Source organism: Vibrio sp. 10N.261.51.F11 (assembly GCF_041471665.1).
Classification (GTDB): domain Bacteria; phylum Pseudomonadota; class Gammaproteobacteria; order Enterobacterales; family Vibrionaceae; genus Vibrio; species Vibrio crassostreae_C.
In genome coordinates, this window is the sequence record NZ_JBFROW010000025.1 from 1 (window position 1) to 26,978 (window position 26,978).

Here is a 26,978-nt window from a genome sequence, read left to right on the forward strand (position 1 = left end):
CGCTAATCCGCGATGAACCAAGAAAAAGCCGCTTAGTGATGCTTCACCAAGCGGCTTTTTTAGATCTTATGACGACCGAGTAAGGAGTGCGAAAGCGTGGTGCCATCCACCAGCTCTAGCTCACCACCAACGGGAACACCATGAGCGATACGGCTTGCGTTCACTTCATGGGCATTACATAGCTCAGCAATGTAATGCGCTGTCGCTTCCCCTTCAACTGTTGGGTTAGTCGCTAGGATTACTTCAGAGATATCACCACGACGCAGGCGGTAGTCCAAGACATCGAGACCGATGTCACTTGGACCAATACCATCAAGTGGTGAAAGGTGGCCCATCAATACAAAGTAACGGCCTGAATATTGGCCAGTCGCTTCTATTGCTGCAATGTCTGCAGGGCTTTCTACTACACAGATTTGACCATTTTCCTGACGTTTAGGATTGGTACAAATGTGGCAAGTATCTTCTTCAGTAAAAGTACGGCACTCATTACAGTGACCAATTTCGGTCATTGCTTGGCTAAGAGCTTCAGCCAATTGTAGGCCGCCTTTTCTATCGCGCTGTAACAAATGAAAGGCCATACGCTGCGCCGACTTGGGGCCAACCCCAGGTAGACAACGTAAGGCCTCCATCAAATGCTCCAGCATATGACTGGTACGCATATTTAACCGTTCTAATGTTCAAGTAATAGCCTGTTCAACACAAACCACCACCTGAATTAACCTTTAAGAATAAGTTACTTAGAAAGGCATCTTCATACCTGGTGGAAGTTGCATTCCGCCAGTTACGCTAGCCATTTTCTCTTTTTGAGTTTCTTCAACGCGACGAGCCGCATCGTTGAAAGCAGCAGCGATAAGATCTTCAAGCATCTCTTTATCGTCTTCCATTAGGCTTTCATCGATATCAACACGGCGAACGCTGTGGCTACCAGTGATCGTTACTTTTACAAGGCCAGCACCTGACTCACCTGTAACTTCCATATTTGCGATTTCTTCTTGAAGCTTTTGCATGCGCTCTTGCATTTGCTGGGCTTGCTTCATCATGTTGCCCATACCGCCTTTACCAAACATGTTAATACTCTCTGGTCTAATTGGTTTATTAAAATTAATTAAGCTATACGAGCTTAAATGGGGGTTAAAACAGTGTGATTCAACCCCTCGATGTTCAGTTCTCAGATTTGCTTATCTGGGATGATATGCCGGTCACTAAACAAGAAAACGTTCTAGATAGGACGAACGCTGTCTCTGTCGAGTTCAGCGGCAAAACGTCTTTCAATGAACTGTACGTTGGCATCGTTTTCTAAAGCGGTAAACGCGTCTTTCAACTTACCTTGGTACAACCTTTCTCGTAATTCTAGCGGCGTTTCTCCACCATCACCGATTTCAACACTCAAATGACACTCTTCTCCAAGCACAGTATTGAGAGACTGCAATAATTCACTCTGTGCACGGTCCGTATTCAAGTGAGCTTGGCTCGCTCTTAACGTTAAAGTGATTGATGTGTCGTTTTTAGCAAACACTGAGTTCAATGCTAACTGTTCAACAAGCTTGGCTGTCTCTAGCTTTTGAATCGTGGCGGACCATTCATCTTGAGCAATCGACTCTTGAAGCAATTTATCGACCATTTCTGGTGTCTTAATATGCTCCAACGCACGCTTTATTTGAGTAGGTGTAAGCTCTTTGCTTACCTCTTTCACTACAGGTTTAGACGGTTTCCAGCGATAAGGTTCATTATCGTTGGTCACATTTTCTGTCGAAGAGGATGATAAAGAAGCTGGCGACACCCGCTCAGAACCACCGTGTTGCTGAGCAACTCGATCAAGAACTGAAGTTTTAGCTGGTGTCGCTTTAGCCTTTTTTGGCGCCGAGCCTTTGTTTTCTGTTGCCGAACTGCCTCTACGTTGAGAACGTAATTGGTGGCGTAAACCACTCATAGGCGAAGTTGCACGCGCTGGCTGCTCTTGCGGAGCAGAAGGTGCAGCGCTTGGCTGTTGAACCGGACTCTGGTTTTGATAATTCGTTTGTTGCTGCTGAGGCTGCTCTGCACCGTAGCTTGGACGCTCATCATAAGCAGGAGGCGCGTCATACTGGCTATGCGGGTAATCCTGCTCAGGATAACCTTGGTTGCCTGAATGTTCAGCGTAACCTTGCGAATCTGAATACTGTGCTGGATTCTGCTGCACGGGTGGCTGCTGCATAGCTTGCTGTTGAGGCGCCTGTTGTTGCATCTGAGGCTGTCTCGGAGCTGCCATTGGCGCAGGTTGACTCACTGACTGAGTAACGTTCTGAGCTTGAGCTGCTGGAACTGGCGCTGGGCTTGCCGACTGAGTCGAGATTGCCGTAGCAACCGCTTGTTCAGCTGGTCTAAATGCCAACATGCGTAAAACCACCATCTCAATACCAACGCGAGCGGTTGGCGACAATGGTAAGTCTTCACGACCTTTCAACACGATCTGGTAGTAGAGTTGAATGTCTTGTGGGCTAAGCGCTTTGCTCAGTAGTTCAAGCTTCTCAGCGTCAGGCTGTGCCTTATCTAGTGTGGATGGCAAAGCTTGGAACATCGCAAGACGATGCAGTTGAGTCGCAAGCTGATTCAGCAAACCATCCCACTCGACACCGTTCTCAGCAAGGCTTTGGATACACGCCATCGCTTGCTGTGGCTGCTTACTGCTAATCGCTTCAAGCAAGTGGATAGCTTGGTCGGTATCCAGTGTTCCGAGCATGTGAGCAACAGTATCTGTTACGACATTGCCATTACCCAATGCGATAGCTTGGTCTGTAAGGCTTAGCGCATCACGCATACTGCCATCAGCAGCATGAGCAATCATTCCAAGCGCACGAGATTCAGACGTCACATCTTCTTGTTCAAGAATATGATCGAGCTGCTCGTGAATATTATCAACGCTGATCGGCTTAAGATGGAACTGCAAACAACGCGACAAGATCGTTACTGGAAGCTTCTGTGGATCCGTTGTTGCGAGCAAGAATTTCACATACTCAGGCGGCTCTTCTAAGGTCTTTAGAAGCGCATTAAAGCTGTGCCTAGAAAGCATGTGGACTTCATCGATTAGGTAAACCTTGAAGCGACCACGTGCAGGCTTGTACTGAACATTGTCCAGAAGCTCGCGGGTATCTTCTACCTTAGTTCGTGATGCCGCATCGATCTCGAGCAGGTCAACAAAGCGACCTTCATCGATTTCTTTACAGGTTGCACATTCACCACAAGGTGTTGAGGTAATGCCTGTTTCACAGTTGAGTCCCTTAGCAAACAAACGACCGATGGTTGTTTTACCAACACCTCGTGTACCGCTGAACAGGTATGCGTGGTGCAACCTATTCTGGCTAAGGGCATTCTCTAATGCTGTTAAAACATGGGCTTGACCAACCACTTCTTTGAATTTGGTTGGTCGCCATTTTCGCGCTAACGCAAGATAGCTCATGAATAATTCCGAAAAGGATTAATGACCGTCGAATTCGCAGATGCTAAACACTTCTAGACCTAAGCCTTGTAAGCGCTTGTCACCACCGATTTCTGGAAGGTTAATAACAAATGCAGCGTGTTCTACCACACCACCAAGCTGACGAATCAACTTTGTTGTTGCTTCAATCGTACCGCCCGTTGCTAGCAAGTCATCAACCATAAGCACTTTATCGCCTTCAACGATAGCATCAGTATGGATTTCTAGAGTGTCGGTGCCGTACTCAAGCTCATAAGATTGTGCCACAGTTTGACGAGGCAGCTTGCCCGGCTTACGAACAGGAATGAAGCCAACACCTAGCTCAAGTGCCAAAGGCGCACCAAATAGGAAACCACGAGCTTCAGTACCAACGATCTTAGTAAAGCCCATGTCCTTGTATGTTTCCGCTAGCAGGTCGATAGTCGCTTTGTAAGCTACTGGATCTTCCATCAAGCTTGTTACGTCACGGAACAAAATACCCGCTTTAGGGTAATCAGGAATGCTTTTGATGCTTGCTTTGATCAGAGAGATTTTTTCTGTGTTCATAATCTTATGCACTTCATTAGGCCGCTTTCCAAACTCTCGTTAACGAATCAAACATCAACGCTCGGAATTAAGGAAAGGTACGATTGGTATTCATTGCAACGAGAGTCATAACTCTGATTGCTGAAATAATAAACGCCCGCTATACAAGCAGGCACACTGGCTTAATGGTAGTGATTTTCTTTGCTGTCAGCAACCAACTCATGGGTTGGAAGTCGCATAAACCATGTGAGAAGAATAACAAGTACACAAATTAGGAAAGCCTTGACCCAAATGATAGGGGCAAAGTAGATGGATAACGCAAAACTCAACAAGATAAAGAATACGCCACGCGTTTTAACTTGTTTGGTGACGGCACCGTGTTGATACCAATTGTTCAGCAAAGGACCCAGCGTTTTGTGCTCATGCATCCATTTATGAACTTTCGGATTGCTTCGCATGAAGCATGCGCTGGCAAGAAGGAGAAAAGGAGTGGTTGGCAGAACGGGCAAAACTATCCCTAGAACTGCGAGAAATATACAAAGGCCACCAGCAATATTGAGGCTTAAAACTCGAACGCTAATTGTGGCCTCCTTGAGTTAGCTATCACCAATCGGCGACGACAGCTTAACTAGAATGTTGCGTAACCATTGAATACACGGATCAACGTAAGTGTTGCTGGTAGCAATGGAATCATTAAAAATGCGGCTAAAAATCCTAAAAAGTAGAATACATTAAACGGGTCTTGAAAGTCTTTGTTATCTGCCATGATTGCTTCTTGTTTTTGTTAGTGAAGGTAAGTATCCGGCGAACCAAACCCGCTTTGCTAAATCGACATTTAACAAAAAAGGCATAGCCACACCATTTGCGCAACTATACCTTAATCAATTATTCACAAAAACCGAGGAAATATAGGGTTAATCAGTAGACCCTTGGTGTATGTCTAAACTAAAACTTGCCGCTCCAAGTAGGCTCAACGACAGTTGGCAGCCCTGTTCGATCGGAAGGTCCCGCGTAATAAAGTTCTTCTTGCAGTTCTCACCCAAGCGCTCACCTGCTGCAATATATTGATTCAATTCACCATTCGACCATTGCCCGTCTAGACCCGCAGGCAAAATGGAGATGGTTCCCTCGGCAAGGTCAGCAACACCAAACAAGGCATTCACTGGGGTGGAGCATTTAGAGCAACGAATCCCCTTCTCTAAGATTTCAGCAATATCTTTGAGATCAACATTAAAATCTTTTCTGTTTCTTATGTAATCGTGGAACAGCGCTCTCACTAACAATGTTGTCGCGGAGCCGCCATTATCAGACGACGATGAATCGACGAGGTAAAAAGCAAACTGCCCGTTCATCATCCACGCATAGTCAAACACAAGTGGCATCATCTCTGTTGATTGCAGTAACCGGTAACTGCAACGCCATGAGCCTTGTCGCGTATCTTTCTCTGGAAGCAGCGCATGCAGTAAGTCTTTTGCTGCGCTTGGGTTATCTTGAAGGTAATTCAGGTGCCAATGCAGTTCTTGGTCTTCAGGGATCTCTCCCCCATCATCCACACAGAACCATTGGCTCGAAAAATCTCGTTGGTCTGAAATGTTATCGAACGAATCTGTCAATGTATTCGCAATCGCACTTCCTAGGTGACGGTGATCCTCTAACGGCTTCGCCAAGAAGTCTTTAATACCAAATCGCAAGGCTTTCGCCACGTCAGACATATCATCAGTGCCAGACACAACGATCATAGGCAGTGACGGGTACTCTAAACTAAGCTCTTCCACAAGCTCTATGCCATCAAGTATTGGCATTGATAAGTCACACACAATTAAATCTGGCGCTGAGTCTCTAAGTTTCTGCAAAGCGTCCAGTCCATTTTCAGCCTCAACCACTTTATAACCGACCTTGTCTAGGTACGCGCTGGTTATACGGCGAAAAATAGGATCATCATCAACCAACATCACGCATTTTTGGTTAATTACTTCCTGAGCCGAGGTCATTACTGGCTGACTGTGAGTTTTGTACATAATCTATAACCTCACAAAACTAAGTCGAATTATTATTGTTATCTGTTCTAAGAACTAATATAAAACTTAGTAATAAAATGCTAAATACACAAATTTGCACTCTTTACTGGTAATTCGTGACGAGGGTTGGAATACTTGTAAATAGTGCAACGAGTTGACGTAACGCAAACATTGATCTCACTGTTACGTATAAATTAGATGAGATGAGATTGTAAACAAATGTGTCTGGATTTATGAAATTAGATGATTTAAACCTCTTTCGACTCGTCGTTGAAAATGGGAGCTACACCGCAACATCGCGCAAGACTATGATTCCGGTTGCGACCATCACACGACGCATCCAAGCCTTAGAAGATTCTTTGAACCTTAGGCTTCTCAATAGACACGCGCGTAAACTTTCTTTAACAGAGGCAGGCGAACGTTTCTTCAATGAATGCTCTCCGCTGTTGCAACGTCTCTCTTCTACTGCAGAAGAGTTAACTGACGTGTGCAAAGGCGCTTCCGGTAAGATTCGTATTACGGCACCCTCAAACCTGACCAAGCGCATGATGATGCCAATGTTCAGTGAATTCATGATTCAATACCCTGATATCAATATTGAGCTGATGATGAACAACCAAGCGGATCAGCTGGATCCAACGGAGTGGGACGTAATTTTCCGAGTCGGCCCTCAGCGTGATTCAAGCCTAATCGCTCGAAAAATCAGTGAAGTCAAAGATATTCTTATCGCGAGCCCTGAGTACTTAGCGAAGAACCCAGCTCCAAGCCATGCTGAAGAGCTAGCGAACCATTCGCTACTCAAAGGCTACCCGCTGATTAAGTGGCAGCTGAGTAATTCGAATGAAGAGACGGTGGTGAATAGCGAGAAAGGCCGTTTCAACGCCAATGCGCTTAATGTCGTAAGACAAGCGTGCTCAGAAGGCCTAGGTATCACCCTGATGCCTGACGTGATGATTCGTGAATACATTGAAGATGGCAGCTTAGTGCAAGTCTTAGAAGACTGGAGCGCTAACCCTCGTGATATTTACATGCTTTATAACCACAAAGACCATATACCAGAGAAAGTGAGATTGTTTATTGATTTTGTGATCGCATACCACATTCATTAAGGTCAATCCCCTTCTCTATAAAAAAAAACCAGAGCCGATGCTCTGGTTTTTTATTTTCTGTATCGCTAGCGAAACTCTGTATGACTAACGAAACGCTAGTTAAGCGCCTTCGTTGTGTAACTCTAAGTTAGCAAGATCTTGTTGAATCTCACGCTGAACCTTTGAGTCGTCATTACGCAAAGAGTCTAGGAAATCTAGGTACACTTGGTCGATATCGCCCGTTACATACTCGCCGTTAAATACAGAAGTATCAAAACGAGAGATGTCTTGATTGCCCATGCCCACTGCAGAAATCAGATCTGGTAGCGTTTGGAAAATCAAGGCGTCTGCGCCAATCTGCTTACAAATCGTTTCGTTATCACGACCATGAGCAATCAACTCTGTCGCGCTCGGCATATCAATGCCGTAAACGTTAGGGAAGCGAACCTCTGGAGCAGCTGAAACCATGAAGACCTTATTTGCGCCAGAATCACGAGCCATCTCAATGATCTGCTCTGATGTTGTGCCGCGAACGATAGAATCGTCAACCAGAAGAACGTTCTTACCTTTAAACTCAGAGCGAATTGCGTTGAGCTTACGGCGAACCGACTTCTTACGTTGTTGCTGACCTGGCATGATGAATGTGCGGCCAACATAGCGGTTTTTCACGAAACCTTGACGGTATGGCTTATTGATCGCTTGAGCGATTCGTAGCGCAATATCGTTTGATGTTTCAGGGATTGGAATAACTACATCAATGTCTAAGTCTGCGTACTCTTCTTTAATACGCATACCAAGCATCTCACCCATCTCAACGCGTGCGCTGTAAACCGAGATTTTGTCGATGAATGAATCTGGGCGTGCAAAGTATACAAACTCAAAGATACATGGGTTTAGTTGTGGGTTGTCTGCGCATTGCTTAGTGAAAAGCTCACCGTCAAACGTTGCGTAGATAGCTTCACCTGGTGCTACGTCGCGCATGAAGTCGAAACCAACAGCATCGAGTGCTACCGATTCAGACGCAACCATGTACTCTGTTTTACCTTGAACTTCACGCTTACCAAGACACAATGGACGAATACCATGTGGGTCACGGAATGCGATCATACCGTGGCCGATGATCATCGCCGTTACGGCGTAAGCACCACGAATTGTACGATGCACATTTGCCACAGCGCGGAAAACGTCATCTGAAGTTACGTTACCTTTAACAGTATCGATCTCATGAGCTAATACGTTCAGTAGAACTTCAGAGTCAGAGGTTGTGTTTACATGACGACGGTCTTTTTCGAACAACTTCTCACGAACTTCGTTTGCGTTCGTCAGGTTACCGTTGTGCGCCAACGTAATGCCAAAAGGAGAGTTTACGTAGAAAGGCTGAGCTTCAGACGCACTTGAACTACCCGCAGTAGGATAACGAACATGGCCAATACCAACTTCACCTTGTAGGCGCTGCATGTGTTTTGCTTCAAAAACATCTTTTACTAAACCGTTCGCCTTACGCAGACGGAAACGATTGCTTTCTATGGTACAAATACCAGCGGCATCTTGGCCACGATGCTGCAATACCGTTAAAGCGTCATAAATAGACTGGTTTACAGGTGTTGAACCCACGATTCCAACAATACCACACATGTCCTAATCCTCGATTTTTCGACATTAACTGGCGCTAGAGCGCGCCAGATAAGAAACTAGATGTTGCTTGTAAATGCTCGAAGAACGGCGCAATGATTCGACTAAATTCTGGAACCAATTGCGAATTCTTCCACCACTCAGAACTTGGGAATGCAGTAAACGCATCCATGAAAAACAACACTGCAGAAACAATCAAAACACCACGTAAGCCACCAAAGACGACACCGAGGATTCTGTCTGTACCTGACAGGCCTGTTTTCTGAACTAGTTGACCGATGACATAGTTAACTAAGGCACCCACAACTAACGTTGCAACAAACAATGCTGCTATCGCAGTTCCGTTTCGAAACATCTCATCTTCGATATTGGTGAAGTACATCGCTAATTTAGCGTAGTACTGGCTAGCAATAAAAAATGCTCCAAACCAAATAACGAGTGACAAGGCTTCTTTAGCGAAACCACGAACTAAACTGATCACGGCAGAGAAGCCGATCACGCCTAAAATGACAAAATCTAACCAATTCATGAATTCTTCATCTTAAGTTGGCGCGCATTTTAACAGAAAAAATGCTGACGCAAACGTTTTCTTATGGATTTAACGGTTTAAATTTGAGCAACTGGCCTTTTGAACCCGTAATTTTTTCTAATTCCTTAATTTGTCGCTCAAGTTTGGATTTAGAGACATCCGGGCCAATAATTACTCGCGTAAAAGTTTTTTCTTGCTTGGTGTGAGCCTGATAACCGCGCTTTTGCAGATCCTTAACAACGTTTTTTGCGTTGTCAGCATTCTTCAAAGCCATCAATTGAATAATCCAAGCACTGTCTTGGTATTCATTTTTTTCAGGTACCGGCTTAACCACAACTGCCACTTTGTCTGCTTCTTTATCATTAGAAGAAGACGCGGTTTGCGTGTTTGAATTATCAGTACGACCACTTTCAACCACTTGCTCAACCGGAGAATCCGGTAGCGCTATCTGATCTTCAACGGGATCGAGTACTTCAAACACTTCAACATTACTATCAAGCTCAGGCTTAATTGGAATGCTTGCAAACTCTTCTTTGTAGTGGAGCTTCTTACCATCTAGTACATCGGGCAATACAATCACGCCAATGGCCACTAAAATGATGGTGCCGACTAACCGGCTTTGGAATTTACTTGCCATTTAGTTTCCTTTTTTCTGCCAATGCTCCAACACTTCACCCACTGTATGGAAAGAACCGACAACCAACACAACATCGTCACCTTTAACAGAAGCTAAAGCCGCTTCAAACGCTACAACAGGGTTTGAATACCGCTCTACACCTTCAGGTAAGCTTTGACACAATTCAGCGGCTGTTGCGGCTCGTGGGCCGTTCAGCGAAGCTGGGTACCAATGTGTTGTTATTGGAGCTAATACTTCCAATGTCGCGGGGATATCTTTGTCATGAAGCATGGCGACTACAACGTGTAAATTTTTGCCTGCATACTTCTTCGCGACTTGCTGCGCAAAGTACTCAGCAGAATGCGGGTTGTGTGCTACATCAAGCACAATCACCGGTTGTTCGCTAATTTGCTGCATACGCCCAGGAAGCTGCGCATTCTTCATGCCGTTAACCACGTTCACGTCGCTAATACTAAGCTCTGATGTGCCCAATGCCATCAACGCTGTTGCAGCGTTAGGTAACGGCAGGCTTGGAATAGGTAGCGATTCTAGTTGGAATGCACCACTGCGCCAGTTCCACGTATCACCGTCAACATCATAAGTGTATTGAATACCGACTTGGTAGAACTCAGCCTTAATGTCATCAGCGTGCGCTGCAACCGTAGCCGGTGGCTTGGGTTGACCACAGATAGCGGGTTTACCGCTACGATAAATGCCCGCTTTCTCAAAACCAATCACATTGATGTCATCACCTAGCCAGTCAACATGGTCGACAGCCAAACTAGTAATCACAGAAACATCATGCTCAACGATATTGGTCGCGTCTAAACGCCCGCCTAAACCCACTTCTAAAAGCACAACATCAACCGCTTCAGTTTGAAATGCACGTAACGCCGCTAAAGTGCCATATTCGAAAAAACTCAGGCTGATTTCGCCACGCTCTTTCTCAATGAAATCGAAAGACTGAACCATCTTTTCATCAGATAGATCTTGGCCGTTGATACGAACACGTTCGTTATAGCGAATTAAGTGAGGAGAGCTGTAGACACCAACTGAGTAACCAGCGTCCAATAGAATCGCTTCCATCAGTGCACATGTTGAGCCTTTGCCATTGGTTCCGGCAACAGTAATAACATGTTGAGCAGGTTTGGTGAGGTTTGCCTTAGAGGCGACGGCCTGAACTCGGTCTAATCCAAGATCAATAGCGCTTGTGTGGATGTTTGATAAATAATCAAGCCACATCTCCAAAGAGGATGTGGCTTGAGGAATAGGTTGTTGACTCATCTAACTCATAACCATAATTAAGTTGGTTTGTTAGAAGGTACTTTACCCTTTTTCTGGCGCTTCTGGTACTTCATAAGTAGCTTCATTCGGTGAATCGTTCACAGAAACTACTAATGGTGAAGGCTGGTTGGTCATTTTAGCAACAAGGCTTGCAACGCGCTGACGCATCTCACGACGGTCAACAATCATGTCGATAGCACCGTGGTCTAGTAGGAACTCACTGCGTTGGAAACCTTCAGGAAGGTCTTCACGTACCGTTTGTTCGATTACACGACGTCCAGCAAAACCGATCAGTGCTTTTGGTTCACCAATATTGATATCGCCAAGCATTGCCAAACTTGCAGAAACACCACCCATTGTTGGATCAGTCATAACTGAAACAAACGGTAGGCCTTTCGCAGATAAACGCTCAAGCGCAGCACTGGTTTTCGCCATTTGCATTAGAGACATCAATGCCTCTTGCATACGAGCACCACCACTTGCAGAGAAACACACTAAACCACAGTTGTTCTCGATAGCAGCATCTACCGCTTTCACGAAACGAGCACCAACAACAGAACCCATTGAGCCGCCCATGAATGAGAATTCAAAAGCACACGCTACGATAGGTAAACCCAATAGTTCGCCTTTCATTGCAACTAATGCGTCTGTTTCACCACTGTTCTTTTGAGCAGCAGAGATACGTTCTTTGTAACGCTTAGAGTCTTTAAACTTCAGCTTGTCTTGTGGCTCAAGATCAGCACCTAGTTCAACACGCTCACCTTTGTCTAGGAATGTATCCAGACGACGACGTGCTTTCATGCGCATGTGATGGTCACATTTTGGACATACTTCTAGGTTACGCTCTAGTTCAGCATGGTACAGAACCTGCTCACAAGAAGTACATTTCGTCCAAACACCCTCAGGGATAGACGCTTTACGAGATGTTACGATGTTGCTTTTTTCTAAAATCTTTTCAAGCCAACTCATGGAAGACCTTTTTGTTTCGATTCTTCCGCTTGATTGCGAAAGAAATAAATTTGGGAATTATGCGTGGGAATTAAAGCACATAAAACAGCGACTGTAGATAAAAAACTGGTTGTACCTATTTTCTGGGACTATCTTACGCACTAAACCGTAATAATTTTTGAACCTAAGTCTCACATTTAGTTCAAATTATCCGGTAAAAATAGAGGACCAATTGGCTCTCGTGGTAGCTCAAAATGTTCAGGATAATCAACATCCACCAGATACAAACCTTCCGCTTTTGCAGTTGCGCCGGCTACTTTTCGATCTTTAGCTTCTAAAAGCCACTGGATCCACTCTGGTTTCTGCTCACCTTTACCTACGGCAATAAGGCTACCCGTAATATTCCTCACCATGTGGTGAACAAACGCATTCGCTTTAATATCGATCACAATGTAGTGTCCATGACGAGTCACGTTCAAGTGAATCATGTTTCTCCATGGGCTACGAGATTGACAGTGTGTTGCCCTGAACGAAGTGAAGTCATTCTCACCAAGTAAGTACTGACCCGCTTCATGCATTTTTTTCTCATCAAGATGACCATGATAATGGCTCACACCTGAATTCAAAATGCCTGGGCGTAGTGCATGGTTAAAGATAATGTAGCGATAACGGCGGGCAGTAGCCGAGAAACGAGCATGGAAATCCTCATTCACTTCTGTCGCCCAACGAACCGCAATATCTTTTGGCATGTTGGCATTCGCGCCCATTGTCCATGCCACCATTTTACGATCGACATTAGTTTCAAAGTGAACGACTTGTCCCGTACCGTGAACACCGGCATCTGTACGACCTGCGCACATAACTTCTACAGGGTGATTCGCGACAACTGAAAGAGCCTTTTCCAATTCTTCTTGGACACTTTTCACGTCTCGTTGGCGCTGCCAACCAAAGTAGTGGGTACCGTTATATTCAATACCTAAAGCAATTTTCATGTTCTTGTTCTCTTTGAAAATGGGCGAGAAGTATATACGGAAATCAGTGCTAGCCCAAATAGGATGGGGCTAAAACTTCAATAAACAATCAGCATCGACCGAGACGATGCTGTTGAAAAACCAAATGAAACGATAGCGCTCTGTATCGCCTTAAAATAAAGGGTAGCCAACGCTACCCTTTCTGATTTGTAAATTTATCGACCGTTTAACGTATCGATAAGATTTTTTGCCTCTCGACGAATATCATCGCTGCCGTCAACGATTGCCTCTTCTAGAAGCTTAATTGCCCCTTGCGAGTCACTCATCTCGATGTAGATTTTGGCCAAATCAAGCTTACCCGCAGCTTCTGCATTGCTGTCGACATCATAATTGCCAATATCACCGATAACATCAGGGAATTCGTTAAGACCCACATCCAGTTTAAGCTCTTCATCGTCTGGATTAATGACTTCTTCACCTTCTTGCTCGACTTGAGCCATTAGCTCATCAATCGTCATGTACTGCTTATCACGACTGTTGCCTGATTCGGTTAGATTGTCTTGTTCAGCCCAATTCTCTTCTTTGATTTTCGGTTCAGCTTGCTGTTCAGCCGATGCCCAAATCTCTTGTTGGTCATCAGGCACATCATTATGCATGCTCGATTGTTGTTCTGGCGCTAGGTTAAAGCCTTTCCAGTCTTCGCCGCCGACTTCAAGCATGGCGTCAATATCTAACCCTGCGCTATCAATCGAAGTTGCGTCCAATGGCTTATCGAACATGTTGTCGACAGAGTCTTGAACATCTTCAGAAAGCAACTCAGCTAATGCTGTCTCATCAAAGTCATCAAAGCCTTCTAGTGGCTCGTCTTGAACCGCTGCAGGCGTTGAGTTTGGCTCTGAAGCCGCGCTCAGTGATTGTTCTGGCTGTGCAAAACCAGCCGGTTCAGAGTCTTCAGCACTCGAGAAATCATCAGCCTGACTATAGCTCTGCGGATTTGAGAACAGATCATGCAACGCATCTTGCTCTTCGCCTTGTGGGCTGAAAGAAGTCAGTGGTGTTGGCTTCTCAGCAAACGCATCAGAGATGGCTTCATCTTCACCATATTCCGGTAAATCAAACTCATCGAACTCTACGCCTTGGGCTTCCGCCACCGGCTCGGCATTGCTTTGCTCAATATCATCTAAAACAGAGTCTGCTTTTGCGCTTTCTTCATCGTACTCCGGAAGATCAAGGTCATCGAACTCGAACTTCTCTGTGTCAGGCGCTAAGTCTTGCTCTAACTGTGCTTCATCTGGTTCACTCACCACTTCCGCTAACGCATCGTCTTCACCAAACTCTGGTAGTTCGAAGTCATCAAGCGAGAATTCTTCTTCGCTTTCTGGTTTCGCAGTTTCAACTTGTGGTGCAGCATCTAACTGAGGCTCAGCGGTAGGTTGCGATTCAACACTTGATTGAGAGTCTATAGCAGGCGTTGCTGGCTCTGTTGTTGATTCAGCATCAGCTTCCGCTAGTGCGTCTTCTTCACTAAACTCTGGTAAGTCGAAATCATCAAACGAAAACTCTTCGTCGTCTTGCGCCTGAGCTATAACTTGGGCTTCAGTTTGAGGCTCAACACTTGGTTGAGCATCAATAGCTGGCGTTACTGGTTCTGGTGTTGATTCAGCATCAGCTTCCGCTAGTGCATCTTCTTCATTAAACTCTGGCAATTCGAAGTCATCAAACGAGAATTCTTCTTCGCCTTCTTGTCCTAGAACTTCAGCTTGTTCTGCTACTTCCGCTTGTGGTGTAGCTTCAACTTTCGGTTCAGCGACAGGTGTCACTAGCTCTGGTGTTACGTCAGTTTCCGCTAATGCTTCTGGTTCAGACGCCTCATCTTCAATCAGCCAATCATCGTCTTCTGGCACACCAAATTCATTTGGAATGATCTCTGGCATGTTTGCAGCACGAACTGGCTCTGGCTCTGGCTCTGGCTCTGGCTCTGGCTCTGGCAAGGATTCAACGACATCTTCAAGCTGATCGCTACCTTGGATTTTCGGTTCAAAGTCAAAATCAGAGTCAATGTTCGCTGGCGACTCTACATCGTCGATGGCTTCAGCTAACCAGTCTTCAACCGTTTCTTCTTCATCTTCAGAGATATCGTTCAAAGACGATGGCGAAGCTTGCTCTTGTACGTCGGCTTCTTTCGGCTCTGGTTCTTGTTGTGCGGTTTCTTCTTTAACTCGCTCTTCAAAATCTGGTTTGTCAAAATCAGAATTCTCAGATAACAGCGAGTCGATATCCAGTTCATCATCTTCAACCGATGATGCGGTTTCTTGCGCTGATACTTCGTCGCTGTCTAAAAGAGACGCTTGCTCTGGTTCAACCGTATTGTCAATTGATGGTTCAACAGGCTCTTCTATTGCTGGCAACAAATCATTGTCATCAGAAGTCATTAACTCATCAATCAACGCTTCGTCTGTTGTTTCTAGCGAGTCATCAAGCAAAGCATCCGTTGCCGGTGCGACACCGAACAAATCATCGATAAAACCATCACGATTAAAGGCTTCATCATTTTCTGGCTTAATGTCAGAACTTTCTTGAGTCATTTCAGAATCTAACGATTCATCAGTAACGACTTCAGGTCGTGGTGTTTCACTAATGTCCGGATCTTGCTTAGGCTCACCTTCAGAGGTTAACGGAGTAAGCTCAACGTCTGAGTCCTTTTCAGGCTCCTCATTGGCGTTGTCCAAACCAAAGGCTGCGTCTAACTCTTTATCAAACGTCTTATCTTCAGATTCAAGCTCGTCTTCAATGCCACTTGTCAGTAAGTCATCAAATGGGTCTAGAGATTCTGATTTTGATGCATCCGCTAAAAGCTCATCATCTGACAATTCACTATCAAGGAAATCATCCAATAAGTCGGTACTTTCGGCGTCGAGTTCGAAATCATCGTCGTCAGAGTCACCTATTAATTCATCCAAGGTTTCCGTGCTGTCTTCTGCGATGTTGAGGTCATCATCGGTCGATAAACCAGAAAGCTCTTCAAGCTCAGACAGAGAATCAAAGCCAAGAGGTTCGCTTTCAGACTCATCATCCGAATCGTCCCCTAGCATCTCATCAAGAAGGTCTGTCGAGTTACTTAGGTCTACGTCATCGCCTGCCAGTTGCTCATCAAGCAGATCAACGCTGTCTTGAGGTTCTTCATTTACGATGGGCTTATCGAACTGAGACAGAATGTTTTCGATATCATCATCAGACGCCAAACCACTGTTTAGGTTAGTGGCAATCTCATCGTCGCTATCGAGGTTGAAAGGGTCATTCGCTTGATCGTTCTGAGCAGCAACTTGGGCAAAGATGTCATCAATATCATCATTCGCTGTCGGTGAAGCTGGCTCAGGGGACTGTTGTTCAGAGATTAGAGCATCAATATCAAAATCGTCATTGCTCAAATCAACAGGCTTAGTCTCACTTTGTTGCTCAGAGATAAGCGCATCGATGTCAAAATCATCGCTTGCTGGTGTTTCAGTGCTAGAAGGCGAATCACTTTGCTCTTCCGAAATCAGAGCATCAATATCGAAGCTGTCGTCATCTTCGTCATCAAGAGCAAACAGATCATCTAATAAAGATTGGTCTAGCTCGTTGGAACCGAGATCTTCAGTTTCAGACTCTTGAGATAGTAAAGCTTCAATGTCATCAGCAGACATTGCGTTATCATCAGAAAGATCAAAGTCGACATCATCAGTATCGACGGCGCTTTCCGCTGTTTTGTCTAGCGCACGTTCCATCTCTTCAAGGCCAAGCGCTTTCTCTTCGCCATTAACACTAATGCCGTTGCTGCTGTCTAAATCTAGATCGTCGAAGTTGGTGTCTAAATCACCGTTTTCGCCAATGCTAGCAAATGGGTCATCGTCTTCACCATCTAGATTGAAATCGAGATCAGATTCATCTAAACCAGCAAAGACATCATCCTCTTCGGCTAGCGCTTGATCGTCAAACAGCTTGTTGGCGTCATCTTCCGTACCAAACAAGTCATCATCTAAAGACAGCTCGTTAAGGTCGTCCATCTCGTCGCCCAATGTAATAGGTGCAACGGTACTTGGTTCTGGCTGGAGCGGTTGTTCTTGAGTCGTCTGCTGTTGCTCATCATTTTTAGAACGACGGCCTAACAGCATCACAACGATCAAACCAATGAGCAGACCTGGAATAATCGCAAGAGCCGCCACTAACCAACCATTCGATAACAGTTCGTCCATGACACTTGGTGCCATCTTTTCAATTTCGGCGTTCTTTCTGCGCTCTTCATCAAGCAGCTTTTCCACTTCGCTACGAATGCGGTCTTCATCACTGAGCTCTGTTTTTAGCTCATCCACTTCCGATTGAACATTCGATAACATCAAACGAAGTTGGTGATTTTTCTCTTCAAGTGACAGCAGTTCAGTTTCTGAAAGCTCTAGCTGCTTCTCTAACTTGTTCATCTCTTGGGTTGGTGCAGATTGAGCTAGAGATGATTGAGTTGGAGACAATGGCTTTTTAGCAGTTTCAGTAGTGCTTACTTGCTTAGCAGGAGTAACATTTTTTGCATCAGAACTCGGCGCTTTGGGTTTTGAAGCGACAGGCTTACTTGCAGGAGCATCAAGCTTAGCAAGATGTGAGTTCATGATGTTGATAGCTTGCTGCGTCGAGCTTGCACGTGCTTGCTCTAAAGAAGGCACGCGTAGATTGCTCGCAGGCAGCAGGCTATGGATATTCTGGTTTTCAAACGCTTGTGGGTTTAAGCGATAAATAGCCAACAGAGTTTGTTGGACTGAAACGGAGTTATCAGGGCGTAACTTTGAGGCAATAGACCACAATGTTTCTGAGCCGCGAGTTGGACCATAGAAACGTGAAGGCTCAGCGCTATTTGATTGCGCTCTTTGAAGTGGTTCTGAAAACGTAGGCGCTGATTGTATCTGGCCATTAGGCCCTACAACTCGAATGGAATCTGCACGAACAACGGAAATCTGAGTCGCAATGATAAAGGCAAAAGGCATTAACCACGGCTTGAAAATTTGAAACATAAAAGGCTCAGCTAGGTGCTTAAATTCGGAAAAGTGATGATCTATTAAATATATCGGATAAATGACGTAAAACTATAGAGATGAAAACAAAAAATGTGTTGCAGCAACAATATTCGCAGCAATTTCACACAATTTGACTAACAATATTTTTAATCGATTAAAAAAGCCCCACTAAAGAGTGAGGCTTTTTTATCAAAGCAATAAAGCTTAGAAGTAATCGCGAATCAGAACTTCAGCGATTTGAACTGCGTTTGTTGCTGCGCCTTTACGAACGTTATCAGCGACAACCCACATGTTTACGCCACTGTGATGGCTGATGTCGTTACGAATACGACCAACCATTACGTGGTCTTTACCACCTGCATCACGAACTTGAGTTGGGAAGTCTAGCGCTTGGAATACTTCAACACCTTCTGTGTTCTCTAGAAGCTGAACCACTTGCTCTGCACCGATTGGTGCGCGAGTTTCAATGTGTAGAGATTCTGCGTGACCGTAAAATACTGGTACGCGGACACAAGTCGGGTTCACTGTGATTGAAGAGTCAGCAAAGATTTTTTGAGTTTCCCAAACCATCTTCATCTCTTCACGCGTGTAGCCGTTCTCTGTAAATTCATCGATTTGAGGAATACAGTTGAAAGCGATTTGTTGTGAGAACGCTGAGTTTTCAGCTGGCATACCGTTAAGAAGCTTAGCCGTTTGACCCGCTAGCTCATCGATACCTGGCTTACCTGCACCAGACACAGATTGGTAAGTTGAAACGTTAATACGCTCAAGGCCCACTTCATCGTGAATTGGTTTTAGCGCTACTACCATTTGGATAGTCGAGCAGTTAGGGTTCGCGATGATGTTACGGTTACGGAACTCAGCAATCGCTTCAGGGTTCACTTCAGGCACAACCAGAGGAACATCGTATTCGTAACGGAAGCGTGATGTGTTATCGATGACAACCACACCTTCATCAGCCGCAATTGGAGCCCAACGCTCTGAAAGCTCGCTACCTGCAGAGAAAAACGCAATATGTACTTGAGACCAATCGAAGTCTTCTACGTTTTGTACTTGTATTGTTTTGCCGTTAAAACGGGAAGTTTTGCCTTCACTACGTTCACTTGCTAGTAAGTGCATTTCACCGACAGGGAATTTACGCTCTTTAAGTACTTCAAGAATGGTTTCACCAACCGCACCAGTCGCACCTAAAATAGCAATATTAAATTCTTGGCTCATTGTTTCTCTCTTTTATAAAGTTGGCTTTACCATAAAACCGAGTTTAGATAACGGCGTTAAATTACAAGATTCGTCGCCCGTTAACTCGACTGCACTGTACTCTCTGCGGTCCCAATATTCTTTACGCATCTTGTCAAAAGAACCCGGCGTAACGATATTGCGACGGAATAAGGCGTCGTCTTTGCGCACATCATAGATCAACTGAGTCAAATTGTGCAGTGTTGCTTCATCCCAAGCTCTATCTAATTTCATTTGAGGTACAGGCGCTGTCGGCAATAAGTCGCTTGCATACGCACGCTGTTCAGTACCTAAAAATTCACAATAACTGTTGAAGATCATCGTGGTACCACGCGCTTTACCTTCTAAACCGTAGCCCGCTACGTGAGGCGTTGCAAAAGCGAGTAACGGAAGAAGCTCAAAGTCGACTTCAGGTTCAAACTCAAACACATCAAGCACTGCAGTGAAACCATCGGCTTTTTGCAGGCGAGCTTTTAGCGCTTGGTTATCAACCACAGGACCGCGAGCTGCATTAATCAGGATTTGATCAGCACGTAAGTTGTTCAGCACTTGCTCACTGATCAAGTGATGCGTTGGATACTCACCCGTCTTAGTGATTGGCGTGTGTAATGTAATAACGTCTGATTGTTCAAGCAAAGTCTCTAACTCAGTAAATTCGCGCGTATCACCCTCTTGCTGTTTTAGAGGGTCGTTCAGCAGAACTTTGATACCAATACCTTCAAGGCACTTCGCTAAGTAACTGCCCACTTGACCACAGCCGATAATACCAACCGTTTTATCAAAAACAGAAAAGCCTTGTTGCTGCGCAAGCACCATCATCGCACTGAACGCGTACTCAGCAACACCCACCTTGTTACAACCAGGTGCCGCAGTAAAGAAAATGCCACGCTCTTTCATCAACTCTTGGTCAACGTGATCCATGCCAGCCGTCGCAGTACCAACAAACTTCAGCTTATTGGCTTTGCTGATCAATGACTCGTTTACCTTGGTAACAGAGCGAATCATCAATGCGTCTACGTCAACTAGGTCGTCAGCTGTTAATGTGCGACCAGACTTCATTGTCACTTCCCCTAGCTGGCTAAAAAGCGCTTCAGCGTAAGGCATATTTTCGTCGATTAAGATTTTCATTTGGCGAGTACTTTTGTTGGGGTCTATCGACCTAAATGTGAATTGAAATGATTGTGCAAAATTCCACACACGGTGTCGAGTAGCAATTGGAATACATTATAAATAAAGGGCTGAATCACCTAACCTTGGCAGACAAGAACCGAAACCAGAGTGAACACCCAAGATCAAACGGCTAAAACGAAAAATGCCCGATTGAATAAACAATCGGGCAAACATCCAGAACAAAAGGATCCTATCTCGCTCTCCAGGAGACAGAGTCTTGCGTCTGTTCAACCAGTACTAACCAAAGTCAGTACTGGTCAAGCTCTGGAAACCTTTCAATCTCTAAACCCAGATTTAAAAACTATGTTCAAAAAACACGTTTACCAACCTGCGTCTAAAAACTTTGTTCTGATGGTCATTATTACTGGGTGACCTGTGCGTGTTGAATCGGCACTAGCGCAACCCTTTAACGATTAACCTTGTCTCTGTAACTCAAGCTTAAGTTAAGCTTGGTACTTTTTGATTACTAGCGTTGCGTTCGTACCGCCGAAACCAAAACTGTTAGACATAACTGTAGTTAGCTCTTGATCACGAGCTTCAGTTACGATGTCTAGGCCAGCAGCAGCTTCGTCTAGGTTCGAAACGTTAATGCTTGGAGCGATAAAGCCGTTATCTAGCATTAGCGTTGAGTAAATAGCTTCGTGTACGCCAGCAGCACCTAGAGCGTGACCTGTCATCGCTTTAGTTGCAGAAATTGCTGGGCTGTTGCCACCAAATACTTCTTGGATAGCGCCTAGCTCTTTAACGTCGCCAACTGGAGTTGAAGTACCGTGAGTGTTCACGTAATCAACGCCATCAACGTTTTGCATCGCCATCTTCATACAACGAACCGCACCTTCACCAGAAGGAGCAACCATGTCGTAGCCATCTGAAGTTGCGCCGTAGCCTACGATTTCACCGTAGATTTTTGCGCCACGAGCAACAGCGTGCTCAAGCTCTTCGATAACTAACATGCCGCCGCCACCAGAGATAACGAAACCATCACGGTCTGCATCGTAGGTACGAGAAGCCAGCTCTGGCGTATCGTTGTACTTAGTAGAAAGTGCGCCCATTGCGTCGAACATCATAGTCAGAGACCAATCCAGTTCTTCACCGCCACCAGCGAATACAACGTCTTGCTTACCAAGTTGGATAAGCTCCATTGCGTGACCAATACAGTGTGCAGATGTCGCACATGCAGAGCTCATAGAGTAGTTCACACCACGGATTTTGAAAGGAGTTGCTAGACAAGCAGAAACCGTAGAAGCCATTGTACGTGGAACCATGTATGGACCAACGCGCTTCACGCCTTTCTCACGGATGATGTCTACCGCGTTTACTTGGTTTAGAGATGAAGCACCACCTGAACCCGCAACGATACCCGTGCGGTCATTAGATACTTGATCTTCAGTTAAGCCAGAATCAGCAATTGCTTGCTCCATTGAAAGATAAGCGAATGCCGCTGCATCACCCATAAAGCGCATTTTTTTGCGATCGATATGGTCAGCAGGGTTCATTTTTAGGTTACCCCATACTTGAGAGCGCAAGCCATTTTCCTTGAACTGCTCTGAAGCGGTAATACCAGATTTACCCTCTTTCAGTGATGCTAAAACTTCTTCGACGTTGTTACCGATACTTGAAACAATACCCATACCGGTGATTACGACTCGTTTCATGTGACATTCCTATAATTCTAAATTCAGCTAGATGATAACTAAGAAGCCTAACAAAAGTGGTCAGCTTTCCTAGAAATTCGTACAATCCCTACCAACATATCGCTTCAAATCACAAAATGATAGATTTTATGACTTCAATTACTAATGCAGAACTGGAATGGAATGAGTCTGGCACGCCAGTTTCAGACCAATTTGACGACGTTTACTTCTCCAATGTTAACGGTTTAGAAGAAACTCGCTACGTCTTTTTAAAGCAAAACCACCTTCCAGAGCGTTGGCTTGAACATGAACAACGCCGCTTTGTGATTGCTGAAACCGGCTTTGGCACAGGTTTGAACTTTCTTGCAGTTTGGCAATGGTTCGATGCTTTTCTTAAAGATAACCCACAAGCGATGACCAAAGAGTTACATTTCATCAGTTTTGAAAAATATCCTTTAAATAAAGAGGATCTCATCAAAGCACACCAATCGTGGCCAGAATTAGCCGAGTATGCGACGCAACTCCAAGAACACTACCCTATTGCTCTACCTGAATGTCACCGCATTGTGCTGGGCGACGGTGCAATCACGCTTGATTTGTGGTTTGGCGATATTAAAGATTGCATGCCCAACGTACCAACCCCGCGTGAAGGTTTGGTTGATGCTTGGTTCTTAGACGGTTTTGCTCCGAGCAAGAACCCAGAGATGTGGAATCAAAACCTATTCAACGGCATGGCTAAGCTCGCTAAGCAAGATTGTAGCTGCGCCACCTTCACCGCTGCTGGCTTTGTTCGCCGTGGCTTAATTGAAGCTGGCTTTGAAATGAAAAAGGTCAAAGGCTTTGGTACTAAGCGAGAAATGATCGCCGGCCGACTTGGCGAAAAGCACGCTCACACCAACATCAAACCTTGGTATGGCCTCGCTCAACACACTGAATCCCAAGACATTGCGATCATTGGTGGTGGTGTCGCCAGTGCTGCATTAGCCAAAACGCTAAGCCGTCGTGGTAAAAACATCACCCTTTATTGTGAACATCCACAAGCTGCGGGCAATGCCTCAGGTAACAACCAAGGTGCGATTTACCCGCTATTAAGCGAAGCGACCTCGAACGTGTCTCGCGTGTTTGGCCCGGGATTACTGTTTGCTCGTCAATTTATTAATCAAGCGGCTCAGTCTATTCAATTTGATCACAGTTGGTGTGGCGTGAACATCTTGATGTGGGATCAAGGCTCCACTAAAAAGCTCAACCGCATGTTGGAAGGCAACTTCCACACCGACCTGATTCAGCGTTTATCGCCAGAGCAAGCCAACGAAAAGATTGGCTTACCCGTCGATAAAGAGAGTGTTTACTTTCCGCTGGGTGGTTGGCTAAGCCCTCTTCAACTGACTCAAGGCTTGATTGGCAAGCTAGAAGAGAGCAACCAAGTGAGCGCACACTATCAACATCAAGTAACGCAACTTGAGTGGCTCGAAGCTGAACAACAATGGTTACTGACGATTGAGGCACCTCAAGGTGAGATTCAAACTAAGCACGACCAAGTAGTTGTCGCAAACGGACACAAGTTCACTCAGTTTGAACAAACTCAGCCAGTACCACTGACTCCGGTTAAAGGCCAAGTGAGCCATATTCCGACCACGGAAAATCTCAGCCAGCTAAAAACCGTGTTGTGCTTTGATGGCTATTTGACGCCACAGAACCCCAACAATGGTCATCACTGTATTGGTGCGAACTACGACAAAACCAATATCGACCAAGAATTTGATATTGAGGTTCAGCAGCACAATGGCGAGCGCCTACATGGGTCACTACCAGACCAAGCATGGACAAAAGATGTCGATACCAGTGACAACTTAGCGCGCCAAGGTATCCGAAGCGTAAGCCGTGACCACCTTCCGTTTGTGGGAAACGTTGGTGACTTTGAAGCCATTAAGGAGCAGTACCAAGATCTCCACAACTTCAACCCGCAGCGTGACTCGGTTGAGGATGTAGAAACGGTAACAAGCTTCCCTAACCTTTATTGCTTTATCGGACTGGGTTCACGTGGTTTGAGCTCTGCACCATTATTGGCTGAAGTATTAGCATCACAGATCTGTGGCGATCCGCTGCCCTTGCCTGTTGATGTGCTTGAGGCGATTCACCCAAGTCGAATGTGGGTACGCAGACTGCGTAAAGGTAAGGCATTAACGGCTGGATGGGTTGCTGACAAGCATTCTAAATCAAAGCCGTAGTTTCTAGTTCAGCTATTTTGAACATCTGAAATTTCTGAATATCTGAAACTAATAAGTTAAAAGCTAAAAAGCCCTACGTGACTAAGTTAAGTCGCTCGGGCTTTTTGTTATTCGTGTTGCTCTAAACTGATGTTCTAAACGAAGCTGTATTTACAGCTTAGCAACCGCGTCTTTAATCTGTAGAACGATCTCTTCGTTGCTGATAGAACCAGATTCAAAATCAAAGTTATCGTAGAAGCTTGGTACTGAAACTGACGCTTGCACGTTGCCACCGAAGTAAGGTGCAGAACCTGTCGCTGCACCAAGTACCGTTTGTGCGCCGCCAGGGCCTGGTGAAGTCGCTAGGTAAACCGCCGGCTTCTCGCCAAATACTGAACGCTCAATGCGTGTCGCCCAATCAAATAGGTTTTTATACGCAGCTGGGTAGTGACCATTGTGTTCTGCGAACGAGATAACAAACGCATCAGCTTCAGCTAGGTCGCGTAGGAATGCTTGAGCACCTTCCGCTTGGCCAATCTCTTTTTCAGTGTCTTCACTGAACATAGGAACATTGTAATCGTTGATGTCTAGGACTTTAACTTCAGCACCTTCAATCAAGTTTGCTGCGTAAGTTGCTAGTGTTTTGTTGATTGAGGTAGAACTTGTGCTTGCGCCAAATGCGATAACTTTCATGATGTGACCTTTCTGTAATTCCGTTAAGTGGGATTAGAATAACGTAGTAAGAAAATGTAACCATCACAAGAAATGAACGGACTCATTCAAAAATTTCGAACGAGTCTCAAATAAACCAGTTCGCTCAGCAAAATGGGAAAGGGGACTGAGCGGATAGTATTAATACATCGAGATTAAGCTTGGTTTTGTAGCTCAACCCAAAGGTCATTAACGATAGTGCGGTCTGCTGGTGTTAGTTCAGAGCGAGCGTCGTCTAGGCTCTGTTCAATACGAGCTTTTACTTCAGCCACATCTTCAATGCCTTCTTCTTCACATGAAGCCACTGAAAGAGAAATATGACCACGTAAGTAACCACCAGCAAACAGTTCATCGTCTGATGCGTTTTCAATGCGAGCATCAATTACTTCAAGTAGTTTTTCTTCAAATTCGATAATCATAATATTCTCTTATTTCACAATAAATTGGCTAGCACATAAAGGTTCCACATCGTAGAAGCTGCGTAATGCTTCAGAGAGCATTTTCACGCGAGGCGGAAAGCCTACTTCAAAGATACCCATAACTTCGCTATGTACTTTATTCATAAAGGCCAAACGATCTGGCTCAAAATCGCCGTGTAGATTGTCACAGCTGACATTAAAAGGAAAGCCTGCGCTCATCGCAATGATCCATTCATACGCTTGTGGGCGAATTTCTACTTTTTCAAACTCAGCTTGAACCGCCTCAGTTCGACCGTCAGGTTCATACCAATAGCCAAAATCTTCCAGTAAACGACGCTCAGGCCCAGCAACGCACCAGTGTGCGATCTCATGGAGTGCAGAGGCGTAAAAGCCACGTGCGAACACGATTCGATGGTGTGGGATAGTATCATCAGCAGGCAAATAGATCGGCTCATCAGCCCCTAGCTCTAGTTTGGTATTAAAGCTTTCAAAAAAGGTCTGATTGAAGATATCGATAATGTCTGAGTATTGGTGTGTCATAAAATCAAATTTAAGTAAAAATAACTGGGGCATTTTGCTTTTTTTTCAGCGCTCGGTAAAGCCCTATCAAGCGTAATGACATCGGGTTCGCCATTATACTTTGCAGTGACAATCGATTGCCATTCCCAGATTACACCACTTTAAGGTGAATGATTAGTTTAGCTAATCTGAAACGCCCATTCACGGTACAAATATTCATTCGTCAACAAGCATTTTTACTACTACACTCGCGCTTCATTTTATATCCCTAAGGCCTATAAGACTCGAGTTTATAGACCTAAATTATAGAGCTACAGCAATGCTACTAAGTGTTTTGTATATCATTGGCATCACGGCAGAAGCCATGACCGGCGCTCTCAGTGCTGGCAAACAAAAAATGGATTGGTTTGGTGTAATGTTGGTTGCGAGTGCAACGGCAATTGGCGGCGGTACAGTACGCGATATCTTACTTGGCCATTACCCTTTAGGTTGGGTTGAAAACCCTCAGTATCTGGCCATCACCTGTATAGCAGGTGTTATTACAACCGGGTTGGCGAAATGGGTTATCAAGCTAAAAGGTTTGTTTATTCGCTTGGATGCCTTAGGCCTAATCGTATTCAGTATCATTGGTACCAAAGTAGCGATGACCATGGGTCTGCACCCGATGATTTGCATGGTATCGGCATTAGTGACAGGTGTCTTTGGTGGTTTGTTACGTGACCTTATCTGTCGTCAAACACCATTGGTGTTACATGAAGAGCTGTATGCCTCTGTCGCACTTGTCGCTTCAGGTTTGTACCTAGGTTTGCTTGAGCTTGGCATCAACGACGTCACGGCGACAATTGTGACGCTTGTAGTTGGTTACTTGCTGCGCATGGCGGCTGTAAGATTCAAATGGAGTTTGCCTTCGTTCCAGCTTGATCCTGAAAGTTCAGTGCATTAATGGATTAAGAGCCTTAAGCTGCTAGCTGTCTTTAA

Annotated in this window: 23 protein-coding genes; 3 read left to right on the forward strand and 20 right to left on the reverse strand. The window is 45.1% G+C overall.

Translation table 11 applies throughout. The features are described 5' to 3' along the window. Positions 1-59: 59 nt before the first annotated feature. From recR to AB4351_RS08185, 7 genes are all read right to left on the reverse strand, one after another. On the reverse strand, positions 60-659 hold the full coding sequence (recR, locus tag AB4351_RS08155) for a recombination mediator RecR (RefSeq protein ID WP_019823189.1): 600 nt from the start codon (positions 657-659) through the stop codon (positions 60-62). Positions 660-737: 78 nt separating this feature from the next. Then, positions 738-1,067 carry a YbaB/EbfC family nucleoid-associated protein gene (locus AB4351_RS08160; protein ID WP_017062338.1) on the reverse strand — a complete coding sequence of 110 codons (330 nt, stop codon included), beginning with the start codon at positions 1,065-1,067 and terminating at the stop codon, positions 738-740. 152 nt (positions 1,068-1,219) lie between these two features. After that, positions 1,220-3,436 carry a DNA polymerase III subunit gamma/tau gene (gene dnaX / locus AB4351_RS08165; RefSeq protein ID WP_372125612.1) on the reverse strand — a complete coding sequence of 739 codons (2,217 nt, stop codon included), beginning with the start codon at positions 3,434-3,436 and terminating at the stop codon, positions 1,220-1,222. Positions 3,437-3,454: 18 nt separating this feature from the next. Next, complete coding sequence (apt, locus tag AB4351_RS08170; protein WP_017062340.1) at positions 3,455-4,000, reverse strand: adenine phosphoribosyltransferase; 546 nt, start codon at positions 3,998-4,000, stop codon at positions 3,455-3,457. Positions 4,001-4,161: 161 nt separating this feature from the next. After that, positions 4,162-4,533, reverse strand: coding sequence for a YbaN family protein (locus tag AB4351_RS08175; protein ID WP_029225617.1), 372 nt, complete (start codon positions 4,531-4,533; stop codon positions 4,162-4,164). Positions 4,534-4,607: 74 nt separating this feature from the next. Further along, entirely contained in the window at positions 4,608-4,745 is a 138-nt protein-coding gene (locus AB4351_RS08180) for a hypothetical protein (RefSeq protein WP_017067606.1), read from the reverse strand. Between the two features lie 148 nt (positions 4,746-4,893). Further along, entirely contained in the window at positions 4,894-5,997 is a 1,104-nt protein-coding gene (locus AB4351_RS08185) for a response regulator (RefSeq protein WP_102332530.1), read from the reverse strand. A gap of 233 nt (positions 5,998-6,230) precedes the next feature. Between AB4351_RS08185 and AB4351_RS08190 the strand changes: the two genes are divergently transcribed. Further along, positions 6,231-7,106, forward strand: a complete 876-nt coding sequence (locus tag AB4351_RS08190) for a LysR family transcriptional regulator (RefSeq protein WP_372075008.1) — start codon at positions 6,231-6,233, stop codon at positions 7,104-7,106. Between the two features lie 99 nt (positions 7,107-7,205). Here AB4351_RS08190 and purF read toward each other — a convergent pair whose 3' ends face one another. The 10 genes from purF to fabB form a co-directional block, all read right to left on the reverse strand. Next, the gene (purF, locus tag AB4351_RS08195) at positions 7,206-8,720 is read right to left on the reverse strand and encodes an amidophosphoribosyltransferase (protein WP_017062345.1); all 1,515 of its coding nucleotides are present in this window, start codon (positions 8,718-8,720) and stop codon (positions 7,206-7,208) included. A 34-nt stretch (positions 8,721-8,754) separates the two neighbouring features. Continuing rightward, positions 8,755-9,246 (reverse strand): CvpA family protein, encoded by a 492-nt coding sequence (locus AB4351_RS08200; RefSeq protein WP_009848678.1) that lies wholly within the window; start codon positions 9,244-9,246, stop codon positions 8,755-8,757. A 61-nt stretch (positions 9,247-9,307) separates the two neighbouring features. Beyond that, positions 9,308-9,883: an SPOR domain-containing protein gene (locus AB4351_RS08205; protein ID WP_017063432.1), complete on the reverse strand. Its 576-nt coding sequence runs from the start codon at positions 9,881-9,883 to the stop codon at positions 9,308-9,310. Beyond that, entirely contained in the window at positions 9,884-11,146 is a 1,263-nt protein-coding gene (gene folC / locus AB4351_RS08210) for a bifunctional tetrahydrofolate synthase/dihydrofolate synthase (protein WP_017062347.1), read from the reverse strand. Between the two features lie 42 nt (positions 11,147-11,188). Then, positions 11,189-12,115 (reverse strand): acetyl-CoA carboxylase, carboxyltransferase subunit beta, encoded by a 927-nt coding sequence (gene accD, locus AB4351_RS08215; protein WP_017062348.1) that lies wholly within the window; start codon positions 12,113-12,115, stop codon positions 11,189-11,191. Positions 12,116-12,291: 176 nt separating this feature from the next. Beyond that, positions 12,292-13,086, reverse strand: a complete 795-nt coding sequence (gene truA, locus AB4351_RS08220) for a tRNA pseudouridine(38-40) synthase TruA (RefSeq protein ID WP_004734161.1) — start codon at positions 13,084-13,086, stop codon at positions 12,292-12,294. Between the two features lie 194 nt (positions 13,087-13,280). After that, positions 13,281-18,101 carry a FimV/HubP family polar landmark protein gene (locus AB4351_RS08225; protein WP_372125614.1) on the reverse strand — a complete coding sequence of 1,607 codons (4,821 nt, stop codon included), beginning with the start codon at positions 18,099-18,101 and terminating at the stop codon, positions 13,281-13,283. A 207-nt stretch (positions 18,102-18,308) separates the two neighbouring features. Continuing rightward, positions 18,309-19,322, reverse strand: a complete 1,014-nt coding sequence (locus AB4351_RS08230; protein WP_017062350.1) for an aspartate-semialdehyde dehydrogenase — start codon at positions 19,320-19,322, stop codon at positions 18,309-18,311. A gap of 12 nt (positions 19,323-19,334) precedes the next feature. After that, the gene (locus AB4351_RS08235) at positions 19,335-20,468 is read right to left on the reverse strand and encodes a 4-phosphoerythronate dehydrogenase (RefSeq protein WP_017062351.1); all 1,134 of its coding nucleotides are present in this window, start codon (positions 20,466-20,468) and stop codon (positions 19,335-19,337) included. A gap of 485 nt (positions 20,469-20,953) precedes the next feature. After that, on the reverse strand, positions 20,954-22,165 hold the full coding sequence (gene fabB, locus AB4351_RS08240) for a beta-ketoacyl-ACP synthase I (protein ID WP_017062353.1): 1,212 nt from the start codon (positions 22,163-22,165) through the stop codon (positions 20,954-20,956). A gap of 56 nt (positions 22,166-22,221) precedes the next feature. On the opposite strand from fabB, the gene mnmC reads away from it, so the two are divergent. Then, positions 22,222-24,372: a bifunctional tRNA (5-methylaminomethyl-2-thiouridine)(34)-methyltransferase MnmD/FAD-dependent 5-carboxymethylaminomethyl-2-thiouridine(34) oxidoreductase MnmC gene (gene mnmC, locus AB4351_RS08245; protein ID WP_102320176.1), complete on the forward strand. Its 2,151-nt coding sequence runs from the start codon at positions 22,222-22,224 to the stop codon at positions 24,370-24,372. Between the two features lie 150 nt (positions 24,373-24,522). On the opposite strand, the gene AB4351_RS08250 is transcribed toward mnmC, so the two are convergent. The 3 genes from AB4351_RS08250 to AB4351_RS08260 all read right to left on the reverse strand — a co-directional run bounded on the left by AB4351_RS08250 (position 24,523) and on the right by AB4351_RS08260 (position 26,021). Continuing rightward, on the reverse strand, positions 24,523-25,044 hold the full coding sequence (locus AB4351_RS08250) for an NADPH-dependent FMN reductase (RefSeq protein ID WP_017062355.1): 522 nt from the start codon (positions 25,042-25,044) through the stop codon (positions 24,523-24,525). Positions 25,045-25,217: 173 nt separating this feature from the next. After that, entirely contained in the window at positions 25,218-25,481 is a 264-nt protein-coding gene (locus AB4351_RS08255; protein WP_017063425.1) for a YfcL family protein, read from the reverse strand. Positions 25,482-25,490: 9 nt separating this feature from the next. Further along, positions 25,491-26,021, reverse strand: coding sequence for an elongation factor P hydroxylase (locus tag AB4351_RS08260; RefSeq protein ID WP_076654578.1), 531 nt, complete (start codon positions 26,019-26,021; stop codon positions 25,491-25,493). 298 nt (positions 26,022-26,319) lie between these two features. Between AB4351_RS08260 and AB4351_RS08265 the strand changes: the two genes are divergently transcribed. Further along, positions 26,320-26,943: a trimeric intracellular cation channel family protein gene (locus AB4351_RS08265; protein ID WP_017062358.1), complete on the forward strand. Its 624-nt coding sequence runs from the start codon at positions 26,320-26,322 to the stop codon at positions 26,941-26,943. Positions 26,944-26,978 lie beyond the last annotated feature (35 nt).

Excerpts from the sequence above, each read along its gene's own strand:
- recR (WP_019823189.1), bottom strand. The coding sequence starts at position 659 with ATGCGTACCAGTCATATGCTGGAGCATTTGATGGAGGCCTTACGTTGT.
- AB4351_RS08190 (WP_372075008.1), top strand. The coding sequence starts at position 6,231 with ATGAAATTAGATGATTTAAACCTCTTTCGACTCGTCGTTGAAAATGGG.
- truA (WP_004734161.1), bottom strand. The coding sequence starts at position 13,086 with ATGAAAATTGCTTTAGGTATTGAATATAACGGTACCCACTACTTTGGT.
- AB4351_RS08265 (WP_017062358.1), top strand. The coding sequence starts at position 26,320 with ATGCTACTAAGTGTTTTGTATATCATTGGCATCACGGCAGAAGCCATG.
- fabB (WP_017062353.1), bottom strand. The coding sequence starts at position 22,165 with ATGAAACGAGTCGTAATCACCGGTATGGGTATTGTTTCAAGTATCGGT.
- AB4351_RS08200 (WP_009848678.1), bottom strand. The coding sequence starts at position 9,246 with ATGAATTGGTTAGATTTTGTCATTTTAGGCGTGATCGGCTTCTCTGCC.
- AB4351_RS08235 (WP_017062351.1), bottom strand. The coding sequence starts at position 20,468 with ATGAAAATCTTAATCGACGAAAATATGCCTTACGCTGAAGCGCTTTTT.
- AB4351_RS08260 (WP_076654578.1), bottom strand. The coding sequence starts at position 26,021 with ATGACACACCAATACTCAGACATTATCGATATCTTCAATCAGACCTTT.
- AB4351_RS08160 (WP_017062338.1), bottom strand. The coding sequence starts at position 1,067 with ATGTTTGGTAAAGGCGGTATGGGCAACATGATGAAGCAAGCCCAGCAA.
- accD (WP_017062348.1), bottom strand. The coding sequence starts at position 12,115 with ATGAGTTGGCTTGAAAAGATTTTAGAAAAAAGCAACATCGTAACATCT.
- purF (WP_017062345.1), bottom strand. The coding sequence starts at position 8,720 with ATGTGTGGTATTGTTGGAATCGTGGGTTCAACACCTGTAAACCAGTCT.
- AB4351_RS08250 (WP_017062355.1), bottom strand. The coding sequence starts at position 25,044 with ATGAAAGTTATCGCATTTGGCGCAAGCACAAGTTCTACCTCAATCAAC.
- AB4351_RS08255 (WP_017063425.1), bottom strand. The coding sequence starts at position 25,481 with ATGATTATCGAATTTGAAGAAAAACTACTTGAAGTAATTGATGCTCGC.
- apt (WP_017062340.1), bottom strand. The coding sequence starts at position 4,000 with ATGAACACAGAAAAAATCTCTCTGATCAAAGCAAGCATCAAAAGCATT.
- AB4351_RS08205 (WP_017063432.1), bottom strand. The coding sequence starts at position 9,883 with ATGGCAAGTAAATTCCAAAGCCGGTTAGTCGGCACCATCATTTTAGTG.
- AB4351_RS08230 (WP_017062350.1), bottom strand. The coding sequence starts at position 19,322 with ATGAGCCAAGAATTTAATATTGCTATTTTAGGTGCGACTGGTGCGGTT.
- AB4351_RS08180 (WP_017067606.1), bottom strand. The coding sequence starts at position 4,745 with ATGGCAGATAACAAAGACTTTCAAGACCCGTTTAATGTATTCTACTTT.
- folC (WP_017062347.1), bottom strand. The coding sequence starts at position 11,146 with ATGAGTCAACAACCTATTCCTCAAGCCACATCCTCTTTGGAGATGTGG.
- dnaX (WP_372125612.1), bottom strand. The coding sequence starts at position 3,436 with ATGAGCTATCTTGCGTTAGCGCGAAAATGGCGACCAACCAAATTCAAA.
- AB4351_RS08185 (WP_102332530.1), bottom strand. The coding sequence starts at position 5,997 with ATGTACAAAACTCACAGTCAGCCAGTAATGACCTCGGCTCAGGAAGTA.
- AB4351_RS08225 (WP_372125614.1), bottom strand. The coding sequence starts at position 18,101 with ATGTTTCAAATTTTCAAGCCGTGGTTAATGCCTTTTGCCTTTATCATT.